Annotated in this window: 14 protein-coding genes, 1 tRNA gene and 3 pseudogenes; 8 read left to right on the plus strand and 10 right to left on the minus strand. The window is 62.6% G+C overall.

The window, feature by feature from the left end; translation table 11 throughout:
- Positions 1 to 91: 91 nt before the first annotated feature.
- Both purE and purK read right to left on the minus strand, forming a co-directional pair.
- A complete protein-coding gene (purE, locus tag ACFQJB_RS09725) occupies positions 92 to 715 on the minus strand; it encodes a 5-(carboxyamino)imidazole ribonucleotide mutase (protein WP_379726691.1) in 624 nt (207 codons plus the stop codon).
- Between the two features lie 43 nt (positions 716 to 758).
- Complete coding sequence (gene purK, locus ACFQJB_RS09730) at positions 759 to 2027, minus strand: 5-(carboxyamino)imidazole ribonucleotide synthase (protein ID WP_379726694.1); 1269 nt, start codon at positions 2025 to 2027, stop codon at positions 759 to 761.
- On the opposite strand from purK, the gene ACFQJB_RS09735 reads away from it, so the two are divergent.
- Complete coding sequence (locus ACFQJB_RS09735; protein ID WP_379726697.1) at positions 2016 to 3659, plus strand: phospholipase D-like domain-containing protein; 1644 nt, start codon at positions 2016 to 2018, stop codon at positions 3657 to 3659. The genes purK and ACFQJB_RS09735 overlap by 12 nt on opposite strands.
- Positions 3660 to 3686: 27 nt before the next feature.
- On the opposite strand, the pseudogene ACFQJB_RS09740 reads toward ACFQJB_RS09735, so the two are convergent.
- Positions 3687 to 5584, minus strand: a pseudogene (locus ACFQJB_RS09740) (DHH family phosphoesterase).
- Positions 5585 to 5681: 97 nt separating this feature from the next.
- Here ACFQJB_RS09740 and ACFQJB_RS09745 point away from each other — a divergent pair.
- The 4 genes and pseudogenes from ACFQJB_RS09745 (at position 5682) to ACFQJB_RS09760 (ending at position 7390) form a co-directional block, all read left to right on the plus strand.
- Entirely contained in the window at positions 5682 to 6200 is a 519-nt protein-coding gene (locus ACFQJB_RS09745; protein ID WP_379726700.1) for a Mov34/MPN/PAD-1 family protein, read from the plus strand.
- A pseudogene (locus tag ACFQJB_RS09750) lies at positions 6197 to 6633 on the plus strand (adenylyltransferase/cytidyltransferase family protein). Before ACFQJB_RS09745 ends, ACFQJB_RS09750 begins: the two are co-directional and overlap by 4 nt.
- Before the next feature lie 77 nt (positions 6634 to 6710).
- The gene (locus ACFQJB_RS09755) at positions 6711 to 6890 is read left to right on the plus strand and encodes a DUF5786 family protein (RefSeq protein WP_120103410.1); all 180 of its coding nucleotides are present in this window, start codon (positions 6711 to 6713) and stop codon (positions 6888 to 6890) included.
- A gap of 83 nt (positions 6891 to 6973) precedes the next feature.
- Positions 6974 to 7390, plus strand: a complete 417-nt coding sequence (locus ACFQJB_RS09760; protein ID WP_267899981.1) for a DUF5830 family protein — start codon at positions 6974 to 6976, stop codon at positions 7388 to 7390.
- A 20-nt stretch (positions 7391 to 7410) separates the two neighbouring features.
- Here ACFQJB_RS09760 and ACFQJB_RS09765 read toward each other — a convergent pair whose 3' ends face one another.
- A complete protein-coding gene (locus ACFQJB_RS09765) occupies positions 7411 to 8610 on the minus strand; it encodes a DUF7115 domain-containing protein (RefSeq protein ID WP_379726704.1) in 1200 nt (399 codons plus the stop codon).
- Positions 8611 to 8783: 173 nt separating this feature from the next.
- Between ACFQJB_RS09765 and ACFQJB_RS09770 the strand changes: the two genes are divergently transcribed.
- Positions 8784 to 8934: transfer RNA gene (locus ACFQJB_RS09770), tRNA-Met, on the plus strand.
- A gap of 72 nt (positions 8935 to 9006) precedes the next feature.
- Here the strand turns inward: ACFQJB_RS09770 and ACFQJB_RS09775 are convergent.
- Positions 9007 to 9189 (minus strand): hypothetical protein, encoded by a 183-nt coding sequence (locus tag ACFQJB_RS09775; RefSeq protein ID WP_120103412.1) that lies wholly within the window; start codon positions 9187 to 9189, stop codon positions 9007 to 9009.
- A gap of 55 nt (positions 9190 to 9244) precedes the next feature.
- On the opposite strand from ACFQJB_RS09775, the gene ACFQJB_RS09780 reads away from it, so the two are divergent.
- Positions 9245 to 9394: a hypothetical protein gene (locus ACFQJB_RS09780; RefSeq protein ID WP_379726707.1), complete on the plus strand. Its 150-nt coding sequence runs from the start codon at positions 9245 to 9247 to the stop codon at positions 9392 to 9394.
- Between the two features lie 137 nt (positions 9395 to 9531).
- Here ACFQJB_RS09780 and ACFQJB_RS09785 read toward each other — a convergent pair whose 3' ends face one another.
- The 3 genes from ACFQJB_RS09785 to ACFQJB_RS09795 all read right to left on the minus strand — a co-directional run bounded on the left by ACFQJB_RS09785 (position 9532) and on the right by ACFQJB_RS09795 (position 11458).
- Positions 9532 to 10434 (minus strand): hypothetical protein, encoded by a 903-nt coding sequence (locus ACFQJB_RS09785; protein ID WP_379726710.1) that lies wholly within the window; start codon positions 10432 to 10434, stop codon positions 9532 to 9534.
- A gap of 1 nt (position 10435) precedes the next feature.
- Positions 10436 to 10672 (minus strand): hypothetical protein, encoded by a 237-nt coding sequence (locus ACFQJB_RS09790; protein WP_120103416.1) that lies wholly within the window; start codon positions 10670 to 10672, stop codon positions 10436 to 10438.
- Between the two features lie 195 nt (positions 10673 to 10867).
- On the minus strand, positions 10868 to 11458 hold the full coding sequence (locus ACFQJB_RS09795; RefSeq protein ID WP_379726714.1) for a DUF1684 domain-containing protein: 591 nt from the start codon (positions 11456 to 11458) through the stop codon (positions 10868 to 10870).
- A 118-nt stretch (positions 11459 to 11576) separates the two neighbouring features.
- On the opposite strand from ACFQJB_RS09795, the gene ACFQJB_RS09800 reads away from it, so the two are divergent.
- A complete protein-coding gene (locus tag ACFQJB_RS09800) occupies positions 11577 to 11867 on the plus strand; it encodes a transcriptional regulator (protein ID WP_379726717.1) in 291 nt (96 codons plus the stop codon).
- Positions 11868 to 11873: 6 nt separating this feature from the next.
- On the opposite strand, the pseudogene ACFQJB_RS09805 reads toward ACFQJB_RS09800, so the two are convergent.
- Positions 11874 to 14124: pseudogene (locus tag ACFQJB_RS09805) on the minus strand (NADP-dependent malic enzyme).
- 88 nt (positions 14125 to 14212) lie between these two features.
- Positions 14213 to 15580: a PAS domain-containing protein gene (locus tag ACFQJB_RS09810; protein WP_379726720.1), complete on the minus strand. Its 1368-nt coding sequence runs from the start codon at positions 15578 to 15580 to the stop codon at positions 14213 to 14215.
- Positions 15581 to 15637: the final 57 nt, after the last annotated feature.

Genomic DNA, 15637 nt, shown 5'->3' on the forward strand with positions numbered 1-15637 from the left:
CACGAGCGTTTGCGCCCGGCCCTCATAAGCATTGATTTTCTACCGGCAGGTGGGCATTCGTGGGGCGACGCAGCAACCAGCGATCGGGACACTACTCGTCGTGATCACGGAAGCCGTCGATGCCGAGGTCGTGGAGGGCTTTCGAGACATCGCCGACGCCGCCCTGCAGCGAGTCGTGGTACTCGATCAACGCCTGCTCGATCGCATCGTGTTCACGGGCGATGATCTGACCCGCAGAGAGCCCAGCGTTGAACGACTTGCCGGCATCGACAGCCGTCAGCGGCGCGCCGGTCGGCATCCCGATGACACTGTCGACGGACTTCTCCTGGACGGGGACGCCGATCACCGGAATCGGGTAGGCGATCGAGGCGGTCATATTCGGCAGATCGGCGGATTTCCCGCCCGCACCGGCGATGATGACGTCGAGCCCGCGGTCGGCAGCGGTTTCACCATAGACGGTCATCAGTTCCGGCGTTCGGTGCGCGGAGACGACGTAGCTCTCGAAGGTGAAGCGGCTCGCAGGTGGGTTCTCAAAATCAGTCTGCTCGGCAAACCCGAGTTCTTCGAGGGCTTCGTAGGCGCCGGCCATCACGTCGAGATCGGAGTCCGAACCCATGATGATGCCAACATCCGGGGTCGTTTCCGGATCGCGCTGCTGGGCGGCTTCGGCTTCGAGTCGATCCATCAGCTCTTGGACTTCGGGTGCGGTTGTCATTGGTTTGGATGCTCCCAGCGGCGGCAAGTGCGTTGTGGTTGCGCTACTCGTCAACAAAGGTGACGCCGTCGCGGAGCGATTCCGCGCGATCAAGGAGTGCGTCGTCGTCCGCGTCGCCAGCGTCCGGGGCGGTGACCGTGATATGGCCCATCTTTCGGAGCGGGCGAGCCTGTTTTTTCCCGTACCAGTGGAGGTGTGCATTCGGCGATTCAAGCACGCTGTCGACGTTGTGGAGCGTCGCTGCCTCGGGTTCCGCAACATCGCCGAGGAGGTTCACCGAGGCAGTTGGCTCACGGATATCGGTCGATCCGAGTGGCCAGCCGAGGACGGCGCGAACGTGGGTTTCGAACTGGGAGGTGCGCGCACCTTCGATCGTCCAATGGCCGGAGTTGTGAGGTCGCGGGGCGATCTCGTTGACCAAAATTTCGCCGTCCTCGGTTTCGAAGAGTTCGATCCCGTAGACGCCGTAGCCGTCGAGGAACTCCAGGACGTCGCGAGCGACGTCACGTGCGCGATCACGTGTCTGATCGTCAGTGCGGGCCGGTGAAACGCTGGCCCGGAGGATCTCCTCCTCGTGGATCGTCTCGGTAACAGGATAGGTGGCGACGCCGTCGGCTCCCTTGACGCCGATGACCGAAAGTTCGCGCTCGAAGGGGACGAACGCCTCGGCCATCGTGTCGACACCGAGTTCATCAAGGGCAGCAGCCGCCTCGTCAGGCTCCTGAACGGGTGTGTTGCCACGGCCGTCATAGCCGCCCTCGCGGGCTTTCAGCATCACGCCGTCGAGTTCTTCGACCGCGAGCCGGAGGTCTTTCTCGCCGCCGATACCGATGAAATCCGGCACCGGAATCCCGGCGTCGGCGAGGGCTTCCTTCTGGACGAGTTTGTCCTGAATCGTCCGGAGGGTGTCAGGATCAGGATTGATCGGGATGTCGTATTCGGCAGCGACTTCGTCGAGCAGATCGGGATCGGCGAGTTCGATCTCGAAGGTAAGCACGTCGCTGGCGTCAGCGAGTTCCCGTACTGCGTCGGGGTCGTCGAAGTCGCCGACGATCTGCTCGCGGGCGACAAGCGAGGCCGGACACTCGGGCGTCGGATCGAGGACGATCACCTCGACGCCGAGCGGCGCGGCGGCTTCGGCGAGCATACGACCGAGTTGACCGCCGCCGACGACGCCGAGCGTCGGGCCGGGGAGCGTTGTCATACGCGGGAGATTCCGGCGGGCGAAAATAAGGGTTCTTACCTGTGGTGTAACCGGCTCCGACCGGATGTTTTTATCCGAAGCCGCAGCAGACCCCGCGTGGCCTGGCACCGCTGGCTCCGGGCGCTTGGCTGGCTCCTCGTCTGTGGCTGCCTCCTCATCGCCGCGCCATCTGTGGGGATGGCAAGCGCAACAACAGACACCGCAACGACAGGGGAGATTGTCGAACTCTATCCCAACCCGACGACCGATGAAAACCGCGGTGAGTATGCAACTGTCACGATCACCGAACCGGGCAACTGGACGCTCACCGACGGCGAGGGGGTCGTCGACCTGCCGGACGACCGGACTGGGCGGTTCGCCGCGACGAGACACCCCGACAAAACCGCCACCCACACGAACGCAATCCCGGTCGACGCCGGCGATAGCTTCCAACTCGCTGTCAGCGGTGAGACACTGACCCTTCGCCGCGGCGACAGCGTCGTCGACACCGTCAGCTACGCGGACGCCCCGGGAAGCCAGCAGTGGCGGGCCGGCCGCGAGCCACGCTGGCAGCCCGCGGGCTTCGAGCCGCGAGCACCCACCACCGTCACCGACGCGTCAGTCGAGGCGTTCGTCCTCCCCGATAATCCAGCCGCGCCGATCGAGGCGATCGACGACGCCGACGACCGACTCTATCTCGCGGCCTACACGCTGACCGATCAACGGGTCGTCGACGAGTTGATCGCCGCCCGCGACCGCGGGGTCGACGTGGCTGTCCTCGTCGAAGGTGGCCCGGTCGGTGGCATGACGGAACAGCAAGCGACCGTCCTCGATGAACTCACCGCCGCCGGTGTCGACGTGCGCGTGATGACCGGCGATGCGGCACGATTTCGGTATCATCACGCCAAGTACGCCGTCGCCGACGACACCGCCGTTGTTCTCACGGAAAACTGGAAACCGTCAGGCACCGGCGGAGCCGACAGCCGCGGCTGGGGATTGATCGCCGACTCGGCGGGGGTCGCCAACGAACTGGCCGCGATTTTCGAACACGATACAACGTGGAAGGATACCCCGAAGTGGGAGACTGTCCGAGGAGAAATCGAGACCGTCGAAGCTGAGGCGGCGACCGGCTCGTATCCACAACGCCACCCGCCGATGTCGACGGCGGCTGAGAAACTAACCGTCTTGGCTGCCCCCGACAACGCCGAATCGGCACTGGTCGAACGCATCAACAACACTGAGGAGGAACTACTCATTATTCAGCCGTCGATCGGCGACCGCGACTACCGGCTGCTTCGGGCGGCGCTCCGCGCGGCCGATCGCGGCGTCGAGGTGCGGATCCTGCTGAGCGGAACCTGGTACGCCGAGGAGGAAAACACGGCACTGGCGGAGACGCTGCGCGATCGGGTGGCCGACGACACCGTCCCGCTCAGCGTTCGGGTCGCCGACGAGAACGACCGATTTGGGAAAATCCACGCCAAGGGGATCGTCGCCGACGATACCGCCGTCATCGGGAGTCTCAACTGGAACGACAACTCCGCCGAAAACAACCGCGAGGTGGCGATCGCCGTCACCGACGTCGCCGTCGCCGACTACTACCGGGATGTTTTCACCGGCGACTGGCAGGCTGGCGGCGACGGTGGTGAATTCAGTATCCTCCCGGGCGGGAAGCTTCCAGCCGGGCTCGTGGTTGTCGCCGTCGCTGTGATCAGTGCCACCGCGCTGCTCGCAAAGCGGTGGCTGGTCTTTGCTGAAAACTGAGGAGACAACAGCGTTTGGCGGAGCCGATTATTCCAGCGGAGCCGTACTCGACAGCGACTCATCAAGGTCGGCGTCAGCCATCTTCTCGACCAGCAGGTCAATGACTGACTCGCGGCGACCCTTGACGAACTTGATCGAGCCAACGACGAGGTGGCCGCCGCCGGAGACACCGGCACCCGGCAGTTCCTCGTTGAGTTCGGTGACCATCCGCGGGATGTCGAGGCGGACGCCATCCGAGCGGAGTACCGCGAAATCCGGGCCGTAGCCGATCGTGATCACGGGCTCGCCGGTTTCGGTGACCTTCCGGTCGTGGAGGTTGCCGGTCGTCTTGCCGGGCGCAGGGTAGGTAAACCGGTGGGCGAAGTTATCGAGGTCGATGCGGTAGAGATGCGCCTCGGAGTCGAGTCGTTCGTGTTCGACATGTGGCTCAAGGGCGTCAAGTTGGCGTTCCACGTCGCGTTCAGCGCGCTCAGCGAGGAACTCGATGAGGCGTTCGTGGCGATCGGAATCATCACAGCCCACGTCAAGTACGTCGTTGACGAGGGTCTTGCCCTCGCTGTAGCGCAGCCAGTGGGCGGCATAATCGAGGGCCTCGCCGATGGCTTCGAGGTCGTCGCGGTCGTAGCCGGCTTCCTTCGCGCGGAAGACAAACCGCGGCATCACGTCGGCTTTCGAGCGATCCGAGAGGCCGGCGACCGCCGGCACGTGTTCGACATCATCGCTGATCGAGGGGTCGATCAGCCGGGCGAGTTCGACCGACATCATGCCGGTCGTGATCCGGTAGTCCTCGCCGTAGAGGTAGGGGTTGATGTGGGCGTCCAGCAGTGAGTCGACCGCCTCCGGATCGGGGTGGTGGTGGTCGAGAACGACGATCGGGATATCGTAGTGGGCGAGGTTCCGGTAGGCCGGCACATCCTCCTCGGTCGAGCCGTTATCCAGCATGACCAGCAGTGGGAGCTTCTGACCGTGACGATCCTGACCCTCTAAGGCGAAGTTGAGATCCCGCGTCACGTCCTCCATCTCGTAGTAGGGAGCCTTGCTCGGCAGGCGTTTACAGAGGTGTTCGGGAGCGTCAGGGTCGGCGTGTACCTCGGTGATGAAGTTTTCAGGGCGAGTTGCAGCGGCGTCGCCCCACACATCCCGTCGCCGTCAGCGTGGTGCCGGATGCGGATCGGGCGACCCTCAAGGACAGTCTGCCGCAGGCGTTCGGCGAGGGCAACGAGGTCGTCAAAGATCGGCTCGAAGGCGGGCCACTCGACCAGCGGCTCGATGTCGGCCGGTGTCGCCCGCTCGGAAAGCGTCTCATCGATCGTCTCGCGTGCTGAGGCGGCCGTCTCATCGGCAAGCACGGTCAGCGACTCGATTTCCAGCTGTCGTACGTCGTCGTGGAGTTCGACCGCGCCGGTGACCCGGACGACATCGTCGACGGCGGCGTCAGGGTACGCTCGGACGCCAGCCTCCTCGAAGGCCGCACCGCTGACGATCCCGGTGCCGTCGGTGACCTCGAAGATGGTCGGCCCGCCGGTCTGTTTGATCTGGACGAGTTGCCCCTCGACGGTGACGGTTTCGCCGGTTTCGAGGTCGTCGATCGCCGTGATATCCGGTTCGTGTTCGCGAAGCTCCGTCCGGTAGTCGTCGAACGCGGGAAGATCGAAGGCGAGATCGCCGTTGTCCTTTGCGGAATCAAGCGTCACGACGAGGCGGTCGCCCACGTCGTAAGAGCGATCAAGATTTGATTCGTGAATCAGCCCGGAGACGGTATCGGAGATATCGACGAAAACGCCGTAGTCGACGACGCCGTTGACGACAGCGTGGTAGTGTTCGTCCGGTGAGACATCGGTGATCGTACAGTCAGGGGCGAGATCGTACACGACGGGACGCGAATCATCCCGAACGCCGGAATCCCCGGCGGACTCATCAGTCATATACGTCCGATAGGAGTGACCAACGTGTTAAGCTTGTTATCTCCGCTCGTCGGGGCTTTCGGAACGCTTAGATGGCCGCCCGGCCGAAGAGATGGCAATGCGGCTGTTCCGTTCGAGTGAGATCCTCGGCATCGCCCGTGAGACCTTGGAGTTTGCACTCGAAGCCAGCGAGGCGACCCACCCCAACGAGTATATGGGCCTCCTTCGAGGCGAGGACGCCCGCAAGTTCGATCTCGAACGGCGCGGCCAGGTCATCACCGACGTGTTGGTGATCCCCGGCACCAAATCCGACCCCCAGAGTGCGACGGTCAAATCAAATATGATCCCCAACGATCGCAAGGCCGTCGGCTCGGTGCACTCCCACCCAAACGGCGTGTTGCGACCGAGTGACGCGGATCTGAAAACATTCCACAAGGGCAACGTCCACATTATCATCGGCTCACCGTACGGCTGGCGCGACTGGAAGGCCTTCGACAGCAATGGCGACCCCCGATCACTCGATGTGCTCGATGTCGACCTCCCCGAGGAGCAGTTTTTCGACTTCACACAAGCAGACATTGACGCCGAACTGCGGGCTGAGGGCCGTGATCCCGGCAGCGAGGAGCCCGACCGATGACCGAGCCGACACGTGCGGTCGCCCAAGGCACATTTGATCTATTGCATCCGGGCCATATCCACTACCTGAGGAGGCTGCGACGTACGCCGACGAACTTCACGTCATCGTCGCCCGGCGAGCCAACGTCACCCACAAGGAGCCGCCGATCCTCTCGGATCGCCAGCGACAGGAAACTGTCGGTGCCCTCGGCGTCGTCGATGCGGCCCACCGCGGCCACCCCGAGGATATCTTCGTGCCGATCGAGCAGATCGATCCCGATGTGATCGTCCTCGGCCACGACCAACACCACGACGCCGCGGCGATCAGCGAGACACTGGCCGACCGCGGCATCGACTGTGAGATCGAGCGGGCAAGCACCCGCGAGCCGAGCCACGACGCGGAACTGCTGTCCTCGCGGGCGATCATCGACCGGATTCTAAAGCAACGCGGCTGAGAGCCGGGTCGGTGCCGACGAGGCGACGGCATGGCGACATCGGTCGGTTTTTGTGGGCGACGGGTGGTTCGATCAGTATGGGATTTGGAAGCTACGATGAGTCCGAACAGCAGGATCAAGACGTCGAGACGGACGACAGCGACGGCGTCGCAGTCCACGAAAACGACCACGACGGCGAGATGTCGTTCGAATCCGATGCCGATACAGACAATCTCATCGATCAACTCTCTGAGATGAAAGACGACGAAGACGCGTAGTCGACGCCCACAGCAGTCGTTTGGAGACGCGATACCGACTCGGTTGACGGAACGATTATGCGCGCCGGCAGCGAAGCCGGGCTGTGACCGACGGCGATCCGGCGGCCGATGAGACACCCGACGGCGACGCTCCCCAGCGTCGGGCGGCGAAACGCGAACTCGCACTCACGCTTATCGAACACCTCGAAACCGACGAGCTGCCGCTATCGGCGGTGATCGATCGGATCGAGACGGTGACCACAAGCCCATCGCTCACCCGGGAGATCCTCGATACCGCCGAAAAACGGGGGCTCATCGAGCGCGAGGACGGCCGGATTCAGGTGCGGCGCGGCGGGAGCTTCGTCCGCTTCGACCAGCAGGTCGTTGCCCGCGACGGCGAGTTTACCTGTCAGCGATGTGGTGCGGGGCTCTCAACGGGTCATTTCATCGTGTTTGAGACCGGCGAACTCGGGCCGTTTGGCTCGGCGTGTATTCGGAAAGTCGTTGGGCGCGACGATTAGATCAACAAGAACGACGGCTGTTATCGGCCGCGTCGGAGCTCTTCGATCAACGTCTCGATCAGTTCGTTCTGGCGGGCCAGCTGCTCCTCTTGGCGGTCGATCCGCTCGGCGAGGGTGGCGACCGTCTCAGACAGATCATCCTCATCGACAGGGCCAGCGGACTCAAACCCGGAGTTTTCAAAGCCACTCGATTGTGTCGTCTCAGGCGTCGCGGCGTCAGTAGTCGTCGTCGAATCGGCTGCGGTTCCGGTGGTAGTGGTCGTCGGCTGGCTTTCGGCCTCGCTGTCGGCGGTCGTCGACGACGGGTTCCCGCTGGTGGGCGTCGTCCCGCTGTCGGCGGTCGTCGCGGGCTCACTCTCGGCAGGGGTTGATGATTGGTCGCTACCGCCTTGGCCGAGCGACGCCGCGAGCGCCTCATCGCCAACAGACTCGCTTTCTGTCGACTCCGTGGCTGCGTCTGGGTTGCCCTCGGCGTCAACGTCTGGTGGATTCGCCCCCAGCGGATCGATCCCCTCGCCGAAGTCGAGTTGATCGGCCGAGGCCTCCGCATCGACCGGTGTGTCCGGCTCGTCGTCGGCCGCCGCAGCGACCTGCGCACGCAGCGCGTCGATACTGTCGACCTCGTGGAACGCACAGACCGCATCGACAACCGCTTCTCGGACAGCGCGGGCGTCGTCGCTGGGGATCTTAAACCGATCCTGCCGACCGTCGTGGGTGAGGACGACCGTGGTGGCAACACTACCCTCCTCGAAGGTTACGTCGGTGATCGACGCGTACTCGAAGGTCTCGAAGTCCTCAGTCCAGACCGGTGTTCCGATATGTTTGACGACCTGCCGGCTGGTGATTATCAGCGTGATCTCACTAAATCGGAACGTCTTCAGGACGCTTTCGCCGGGCTCGGTGACGCCGGCAGCGTTGATGACGCCAGCGAGGATCGGGAACAGCGCGTCGTCGATCCGGGATGACGGCATCGATAGCGTCTCGGTGCCATCGAGGCCGTACTCCATGGTCAGCTTGGCTTTCCGGCGGCCCTCCGACAGCGTGAGGCGTTCGGCGTCGTGAGGGTACTCCTCGACGGCCTCATCGGAAAGGAGCCCCTCAGCACGGTAGACGAGCGTCCGCGTCGGCGTGACCGCAAGGATGTCGTCGCCGCCCAGCGAGACCTCCGCGACGGCAGGTTCCTCGCCCAGTGCGGACGTAAGTGCGTCGGGCAGACTCATTGCTATATGATGCCGGTGGTGGGTCATAAATCCGGCTGTCTCATCAGGTATAAAAGGGGCATTGACAGCGAAAGCAACGGGCAGCCGGCGGGTCGGATAGCCGACAAATCGCCTGCCGAGAGACCGCCGTAGATGAGAAGGTTAAAGAACCGGATCAGGGTATATTGGGGTGCGGCCGGGTGGCTTAGCTGGACATAGCGCCGCACTCATAGGGTTACTGAGATTCGGTGCGGTACCGCCTTGGAAGCGTCCGCTCCCATGAGGCCTGCCGAGCCTCGTACCTGGGATATGCGGAGATCGTGGGTTCGGAGCCCACCCCGGCCATCATTCTACTGTCAGTCTCGTGTGACAGCGAGGGAAACCCGCTTTGAGCAGTTGAAAAAGGAACGTGCGCCGTTAGACCGGTCGTTCGGTGCCGCTGGTGCCAAAGAGATAGGTACCGGTAGTCAACAACACAGCGGCGATAAGAAGAATGCTGTACGTTAGCAGTCCCTCCTGCCAGAGCAAGCTGGGGATGAAGAGCAACGCCCCGACAACGAACAGTGCGATCCCGATACCGGCCTGATTCGGTATATCCATACTGCCCGACAGTCCGGACGCAACTGTCTTGAGCGTTCTGCTCTCTCGACTTCACGTGGTACCGGTCACTGACAGGGACAACAACGGTGGCAGAGACACTGATCTCCGGGGCAAACAGGCACTCGAAGGCGAGCATCGCTGGGCGATGATTATGGCACCTCACTCACCTGGCGTCGCCGACAGCGCCGACAACTGGTCGGCCTGAGCCGTATCACTATGGCGAGCAGTGGACGAGAGAAGCCACCGGGCGTCGTTCGAACGCGATCACCCTGATTCAAGCGCGGTGGCAAGATAGACTGGCTGGGTGGAAAGAACGCATGACGGCAGCAACGGAGCGTTCAGCTATCCGTCAGCCGGTTTGATGACTGTCGTTGCACTGTCGGCAGCTGCGGGAATGAACACGTCAGTGTCGACCGTCTTTTTCTGTCCGGACGCGACAGTGCCAACCGGACAACTCCGACTCGATAGCAGTGTCTCGCCGTCATAGAACTCGACAACGAGGTCGATATCGATGGCTTCGCCGTCGTTGTCGATCGTGACCTCGGCACGCCCCAGTTCATCGTTGATATCGGCCACAGTGTGTTTGTTCCCCTTGCTGTTGTAGAAGACCGGATCGGTAGCGGTGAAGTGCTCGGCAGCATCGCCAAGATAGCGGAACAGCCCCTCGCTGATCTGTTCGTAGTAGTCGTAGGCCGGACTCTCCTGATCAAGGATCGTCCCGATCGGGTTGAGTGCGGCTCGAAGATCACTGGCGATAGTCGAGCGGTTGCTAGGGCTCGTTTTGAGCCGCTTGTACTCCGTGATAAACGGGTCGAACTGCTCAGGGAGATCGCCGTCATACTGCTCGCTGAGCGCCTGCAGTTGTTGATCAAAGTTGAGCATCGGTGGCAACGAAGCAGACACCGGTTCCGCCGGAACCCACGGTCGCTTTGCGTCGGTCGGACGGGGTGTCTCGTCACCTTGCTCCGGCGTCGTCGCATCGAAATACCCAAGCGAATCAAGGAGTGCGGCAAACCCGGCACTGACCACAGTGATGATCAGCACACCGGCGGTCAGCAGATGTGAGACCGGCGGCTCAACCGGGCCGAGTTGAAACAGCGCGATAAACACGCAGGTGACGCCACCGATCGTCAACAGGAACGAGCCAAGGTTCGGATCCTCGCCGGTCAGAAACTCAATGCCCGAGAGGAACCCTGCGTCCGTGGGTGAGGTCGTACTGTCAGCGGAAGATTCTGGTGGACTCATGTTAGTCGGCCTGTGGTTGGCTGGCGGCGCTGTTGGCGTCAATGGCCCGTCGAAGCACCTGCACGAGGTGCGACACCCAGATGCCGGCAGTAAACCCAAATAGGGTGCCAACGGTTGTCATCCGGAGCGTGTATTCGAACGGGGAAAACGCGGCAAGAATACAGAGCCCACCGAAGATGACCATCAACACATACTGGACACGGGTGTCGCTGTTTGCACGGCGTATCTCACTAAGCATCTCTACACAGTAGAGGACGTACAGTGGGTTAAATCCATTGTGTAGTACAGGTTCACAGATTGCGGCGGTGGTATCGGTAAAACAAGTCGGGCTGATAGCTATCGGCTATCGTTGTCGATGGTCGTTTACACTGGCCGGTGACAAAAATTGTCACGCGACAACCAGGAAAAGGGTGCCGCTGTGTTCAACAGTTGGTTACTCGACGATTTCTTCGGGTGGCTTCCGCTCGCCGGCCGGCACGACGACATCAAGCCAGTTTTCCTCCGGCGGCAGCGGGCAGGCGAAGGTCTCGCTGTAGGCACAGAAGGGATTGTAGGCGAGATTGAAATCCAGCGTGACAGTGTCGCCGTTTGTGAGTTCCTCGTCGGGTTCGGTCTCCATATACCGGCCGCGGTGGTAGGTCTGCTGGCCGGTCGTCTTATCGCGGAACGGGATGAAGATCGTATCTGTATCATCGCCCTCTTGTTGATAGCCGGCGAGCTGTTGGCGTTCGTCGCGGAGTTCGAATTCGAAGATGTAGGCGCGAAGGTAGCGGATCGGTTGGCCCGCGGTCACGTCGAGTTCGATCGGTTCGGGGTTCCCGTAGACGCGAACGCGTGTCGGGACACGAAATTCTGGCTTAGGTTCGAAGTACGACAGGCCCTCGAAATCGTCCCGCACTTCGGGCTGGATCGGCGACTGTGAATGTTCGGTGAAGAACTCGTCTTTGTCCGCCCGCATCTGTTTGATCTCGCTGACCCAGCGTTCGTACTCTGCTTCGGCGTCAGTCGCGTCGGAGTCGGTCATACCCCGGATTTGGGGCGAAGCTACCTAACGGCGTTGCACCGCGGCGCGCCTCGCTGTCGAAGATCGATGGGCGACTCACAATCGAAGGGTCGTTACTGCCAGGGGTCGAACCCGGGGTATGGCCGATCTCAACCCGATCGCAAAGCGGATTCATAACGTGACGCCCGACCCGGTGCGGCTGACACTGGACGATGGTACCGAGGCCATCTTCGAATTCGAATGGACGGAGTTCTTCCAACAGGAGTTTCAGGCAGAGGGCAGCCGCGTTGACGACGACGCCAGCTACCGACTTGTCTCCAGTGACGACAACGAGGATATCCTGGTCGGTCGCCAACCCGCTGACGGCGACGGCTGGGAGATGCTCGGCGCGATCGCCACCGCAGAAGCCGCCGACAGCGACGCGTCCTAACGGCTGTTAGTCGGAATCCTGGGCGTCGACGACGGCGACGCCGGCGAGGTTGACGATATCCTTGACCTCATCGCCACGCTGGAGGACGTGTACCGGCTTGTCCATCCCGACGAGCATCGGGCCGATCGCCGCCGCGCCGCCGAGCCGTTGGAGGAGTTTGTAGCCGATATTGCCCGACTCCAGATTCGGGAAGATGAGGACGTTTGCGGGCGCGTCGAGTTGCGCGAAATCGTAGGTGTCGCTGAGGATATCCTCGACGACTGCGGTGTCGGCCTGCATCTCGCCGTCAACCGGGAAGTCGACCGCTCCGTCCCCGTGGAGCCGTGAGACAGCCTCCCGGATCGTCGCTGTGGCCTCGTTGCGAACGCTGCCGAAGTTCGAGTACGACAGCATCGCGGCTCGCGGCTCAACGTTGAAACTGCGGGCCAACTCGGCGGTGTGTTTGGTGACCTCCGCCAGCACGTCGGCGTCGGGGTGCTGATTGACCGTTGTATCGGCACAGAAGACAACGCGATTTTTGAACGCAAGCAGGTAGACCCCGGCGGCGTAGTTGGCGTCGTCTGCGGTGCCGATGACCTGCAGCGGCGCGCGCAACGCTGAGGGGTAGTGGTGGGTGAGCCCGGTCAACATCGCGTCGGCGTCGCCGGATTCGACCATCACACTGCCGAGATAGTTGGTGTCGCCTTCGATGAGCTCGGCCGCCTCGCTGCGGGTGATCCCCTTGCGACGCCGTAGCTCATACAGCTGGTCGGCGTAGGCGTCGAGTTCGCGGCCGCTGGGATCGACGACCTCCGGCTCGAAGGCCAAGCCGAGACGATCTGCCGTCTGGCGGATCTCGGCTTCGTCGCCCAGGAGTACGGGATCGGCGATCCCCTCCTCGTCGAGCTGGTAGGCCGCCCGGATCATCTTTTCATCGGTGCCTTCGGCGAGGGCAACGCGTTTGGGATCGCTTTTGGCCTTGTTGAGGACGATCCGCATCATCTCGCGGGATTTGCCGAGCCGGGCTTCAGCTGTTCGGCGTAGGTGTCGAGGTCGTCGATCTCGGTGCGGGCACAGCCGCTGTCCATCGCCGCCTCGGCGACCGCGGGGGCGACCTCGAACAGCACCCGTGGATCAAGGGGTTTCGGGATCACGTAGTCGGGCCCGAATTGGAGGGTTGATCGCCGTAGGCTTTGACAACCTCGTCAGGAACGTCCTTACGGGCTAACTCTGCCAGCGCCTCGGCGGCGGCGCGTTTCATCGCCTCGTTGATATCGGTCGCCCGCACGTCGAGCGCGCCACGGAAGATGAACGGGAAGCCGAGGACGTTGTTGACCATGTTTGGATAATCGGAGCGACCGGTGGCAACGATCACGTCATCCTCGCGGGCGGCTTTCGCCGACTCATAGTCGATCTCGGGATCAGGGTTGGCCATCGCAAAGATGATCGGGTTGTCGGCCATCGATCGCACCATCTCCTGGGAGACGATGTCGCCGACCGAAAGCCCGACGAAGACATCCGCACCGGCCATCGCGTCGGCGAGATCACCGTCGGGCACATCGCGGGCAAACCGCTGTTTGTACTCGTTGAGGTCATCCCGGTCGGTTGTGATGATCCCCGAGGAGTCACACATCGTGATATTGTCGTGGTCGACGCCGAGTGAGACGTAGAACTCGGCTGTCGCGATCGCCGAGGCCCCAGCCCCAGAGAAGACGATATCCAACTCATCGAGGGGCTTGCCGGTGATGTCGGCCGCGTTCAGCAGTGCTGCACCCGAAATAATGGCTGTGCCGTGTTGGTCGTCGTGAAACACGGGGATATCCATCCGCTCGCCGAGCCGATTTTCGATCTCGAAGCACTCGGGGGCCTTGATGTCCTCTAAGTTGATGCCGCCGAAGGTCGGCTCCATGGCGGCGACCGACTCGACGAAGGCGTCGGCGTCGCTGATGTCGAGTTCGATATCGAAGACATCGATGTCGGCGAACCGTTTGAACAGCACGCCTTTTCCCTCCATGACGGGTTTGGAGGCCTGCGCGCCGATGTCGCCGAGCCCGAGGACGGCCGAGCCGTTGGAGACGACGCCGACGAGGTTGCCCTTCGCGGTGTACTCGAAGGCGGCCGTCGGGTCATCGTCGATATCGCGACAGGGTGCGGCGACGCCCGGCGAGTACGCGAGACTGAGGTCGCGTTGGGTGTTGGTCGGCTTCGTCGTCTCGATGGCTATCTTGCCCGCTGGGGGTTCCCGGTGGTACTCGCGTGCATCGTCATCTAATCCCATAGGCGACGATTGCAGGGGAGTAATAAAACGATGGTGCCGACTTACCCCTCGTCAGCGGAGATGGGCGCATCGGCAGCCGACGGCAGCGTCACCTGAATGCGGTTGCCGCCGGCATCTTTGGCCTCGACCGTGATCGACCCCCGGAGAGTTCGACGACCCAGTAGACCAGCCAAAAGCCGAGCCCGCTGCTGTGATACAGCGCGTCCATCTCGTGGTCGCCGGTGAGGACGCTCGACTCCATGCTCGGGATGGCGATCCCGTCGTCGTCGACTGTCAGCGTGACCGCGTCGTCGACGCTGACTGTCACCGCAACCGTCGGCTGGGTGGCCTCATTGTGAGTGACAGCGTTTTCGATCAGTTCGACGACCGCCGCTTCGAGTTCATCGAGCCCACAGGTCGGTGCAGATTCGGGAGCCGACAGCGAGATGCGGGCGTCGGGATAGCGCTCGCGAACGGCCGCAACAGCTGCCTCGGCGACCGCGGTGAGATCGAGTGGGCGTACCGCGGTCGAGCCGGTAAGCGCCTCGATGACGCCGCGCTGTTTCTCCGCGCTGTTGAGCAGTTCCGTGCCGGTGCGTCTGATGACGGCTGCGCGGTCGGCGGCCTCGGGCACCGTCTCCTCGATCAGTTCGGCGTTGCCAACGATGACACCGATATCGTTGCGAATGTTGTGCCGAAGGAGATTATCCATCACCGACAGCTGTCGCTCGCGGCGGCGACGGTCGGTGATATCGCGGACAAAGCCGGTGATACGGGCGACATCACCGTCCTGAACGATGGGCTCAGCCTGCACCCAGACCCAGGTCGTGTAGTTGTTCGCCTGATTGACGCGGTACTCCATGTCGACGGCGGTGCCCGACGAAAGGCAGTCCATCGCTTCTGTGACCGCCGGCACGTCGTCGGGATGAACCGCATCGAGGAACGCCGCGGGATCGTCGTCGATGGTGTCGATCGACTGGCCGAACACCGACTCGTAGGCTGGGTTGACAAAGAGCAGCTCCGACCAGTCGGCATCAAACATCCACAGCACGTCGCTTGTCGCCGATGATAGCTTGCGGAGCCGGGTCGTCACCGCCTGTCGCTCACGCTCGGCGGTCACACGGTCGGTGATCGCTCTGGAACTCACGACGTAGCCGTCGAGGGCGTCGTCGGTGACGTTCGACACCCGGCTTTCGAGCCACACCCACGAATCGTCGGCCGCCCGAAAGCGGTACTCGATGCTGCCGGCGGTGTAACCCCCGCTTTCGATCATCTCGGTAAACCGCTCGCGGACAGCATCGACATCGTCTGGGTGGATATAATCGAAGGTGTTGGTGCCAACAAGCTCGGCAGGCTCGTAGCCGAGGATCCGCTCGGACGCATCGTTCACGTAGGTAAACGAGCCGTCGGCATCGATGAGGGCGATCTTATCTTGAGCGTGATCGAGGAGGACGCCCAGTGAGGCCGAGCGTGACATGGGAGGGATACCGCTGCGGGGTCGCGAATCAGTGACAGAGACAGAACTACACTAATG

The organism is Halonotius sp. GCM10025705, from assembly GCF_042662885.1.
Classification (GTDB): domain Archaea; phylum Halobacteriota; class Halobacteria; order Halobacteriales; family Haloferacaceae; genus Halonotius; species Halonotius aquaticus.

Coding starts and splice junctions, on each gene's coding strand:
- purE (WP_379726691.1), bottom strand. CDS start 715: ATGACAACCGCACCCGAAGTCCAAGAGCTGATGGATCGACTCGAAGCC.
- ACFQJB_RS09745 (WP_379726700.1), top strand. CDS start 5,682: ATGCGGCTGTTCCGTTCGAGTGAGATCCTCGGCATCGCCCGTGAGACC.
- ACFQJB_RS09755 (WP_120103410.1), top strand. CDS start 6,711: ATGGGATTTGGAAGCTACGATGAGTCCGAACAGCAGGATCAAGACGTC.
- ACFQJB_RS09765 (WP_379726704.1), bottom strand. CDS start 8,610: ATGAGTCTGCCCGACGCACTTACGTCCGCACTGGGCGAGGAACCTGCC.
- ACFQJB_RS09775 (WP_120103412.1), bottom strand. CDS start 9,189: ATGGATATACCGAATCAGGCCGGTATCGGGATCGCACTGTTCGTTGTC.
- ACFQJB_RS09785 (WP_379726710.1), bottom strand. CDS start 10,434: ATGAGTCCACCAGAATCTTCCGCTGACAGTACGACCTCACCCACGGAC.
- ACFQJB_RS09790 (WP_120103416.1), bottom strand. CDS start 10,672: ATGCTTAGTGAGATACGCCGTGCAAACAGCGACACCCGTGTCCAGTAT.
- ACFQJB_RS09795 (WP_379726714.1), bottom strand. CDS start 11,458: ATGACCGACTCCGACGCGACTGACGCCGAAGCAGAGTACGAACGCTGG.
- ACFQJB_RS09800 (WP_379726717.1), top strand. CDS start 11,577: ATGGCCGATCTCAACCCGATCGCAAAGCGGATTCATAACGTGACGCCC.
- ACFQJB_RS09810 (WP_379726720.1), bottom strand. CDS start 15,580: ATGTCACGCTCGGCCTCACTGGGCGTCCTCCTCGATCACGCTCAAGAT.